Origin of the sequence: Microcoleus sp. OTE_8_concoct_300 (assembly GCF_031383065.1) — a bacterium.
Taxonomy (GTDB): domain Bacteria; phylum Cyanobacteriota; class Cyanobacteriia; order Cyanobacteriales; family Microcoleaceae; genus Microcoleus.
The window spans coordinates 1-1,127 of sequence record NZ_JANMZH010000288.1; the positions used below are offsets into that span (position 1 = coordinate 1).

2 protein-coding genes and 1 pseudogene are annotated in these 1,127 nt (G+C 44.8%); 1 reads left to right on the forward strand and 2 read right to left on the reverse strand.

Going from position 1 to position 1,127, the window contains the following annotated elements:
• The first annotated feature begins 66 nt into the window (after positions 1-66).
• The gene (locus tag ACUVJL_RS13565; protein ID WP_445246326.1) at positions 67-267 is read left to right on the forward strand and encodes a hypothetical protein; all 201 of its coding nucleotides are present in this window, start codon (positions 67-69) and stop codon (positions 265-267) included.
• Between the two features lie 182 nt (positions 268-449).
• Here ACUVJL_RS13565 and ACUVJL_RS13570 read toward each other — a convergent pair whose 3' ends face one another.
• Both ACUVJL_RS13570 and ACUVJL_RS13575 read right to left on the reverse strand, forming a co-directional pair.
• Positions 450-611: a hypothetical protein gene (locus tag ACUVJL_RS13570; protein ID WP_445246327.1), complete on the reverse strand. Its 162-nt coding sequence runs from the start codon at positions 609-611 to the stop codon at positions 450-452.
• Between the two features lie 209 nt (positions 612-820).
• Positions 821-1,127 (reverse strand): annotated as a pseudogene (locus ACUVJL_RS13575) (photosystem II D2 protein (photosystem q(a) protein)); the annotation flags it as partial.

Genomic DNA, 1,127 nt, shown 5'->3' on the forward strand with positions numbered 1-1,127 from the left:
AAAGAAACATCAAACAAGTCGGAAGAAGGGGAAGCCCTCAAATGACAAGAGTACACCCGAGTAGCCGTGTGCGGTGAAAATTGCAAGCACGGTTTTGAATGGGAGGGAGAAGATGGTAACATCTTCTCTCGACCCTACCCAGATGCGGCGATGTCGTCGGGTGCAGCGAAAGTCCGCCAAATTTATGAAAAGCAGAATTTGACTGTTGTTGAGTTAGCAAGCGGGCACAATCTCAATGTGGCACGTGAACGTCAACGGTTAGGGTAATTAAGGAAATGTTAATAGGATTAGACAGGTTTGTCTGTTAAGAGCGGTTACTGAGGCAGGTATACACGGACTCGCAAAACGTTCTTGTGGTTGCCTCGAAAATCTACAACTGAAGTTCGTGTACCAGGGTTAGCGTTTGCTGCTTTAATTCCTAATGCGTCAAGTGACCCAGTAATACGAGTTTAAACACTGTTTCGGATGGGGAATTTAACATAAGTTTTGCCCTCGTTGCCAATCATCGGGACCAACACTTCAGTCGATGATTCTTTGGGCGTATAAGGTTTTGGGGGAGTAGCGAGTTTTGGCGCCATTTTAGCAGCCTCACGCTTTTGGGCAATTTCCATGGCAATTTTTAATGCTGCTGCAGTTCTTTGTCTACCCCTTGTTTTTACCTCTATGTCGCTTTGATTTTTTATAGCATGGGGTAACAAGACTTTTAATAAATTAAAAAGCTCCCGCCGATGGGCAGGAGCTTTTTAAGTATTAAGGGTAAAGCCTAAACTGCTTTATCTTACCCTTTTAAAAAGTGGGAATTTTTGATATTTCGCGCTGATTACAGAGCGTTACCGCGAGGCAGAACTTCTTCAGGGAAGATGAAGTTTTCGTGGGGTTGGTCCGTAGGAGCCATCCAAGCACGAATGCCTTCGTTAAGCAGAATGTTCTTAGTGTAGAACGTTTCAAACTCAGGATCTTCAGCAGCACGTAATTCTTGGGATACAAAGTCATAGGCGCGCAGGTTTAATGCTAAACCGACGATGCCAATGGAGCTCATCCACAAGCCTGTGACAGGTACGAACAGCATGAAGAAGTGCAACCAACGCTTGTTGGAGAAGGCAATTCCGAAGATTTGCGACCAAAAA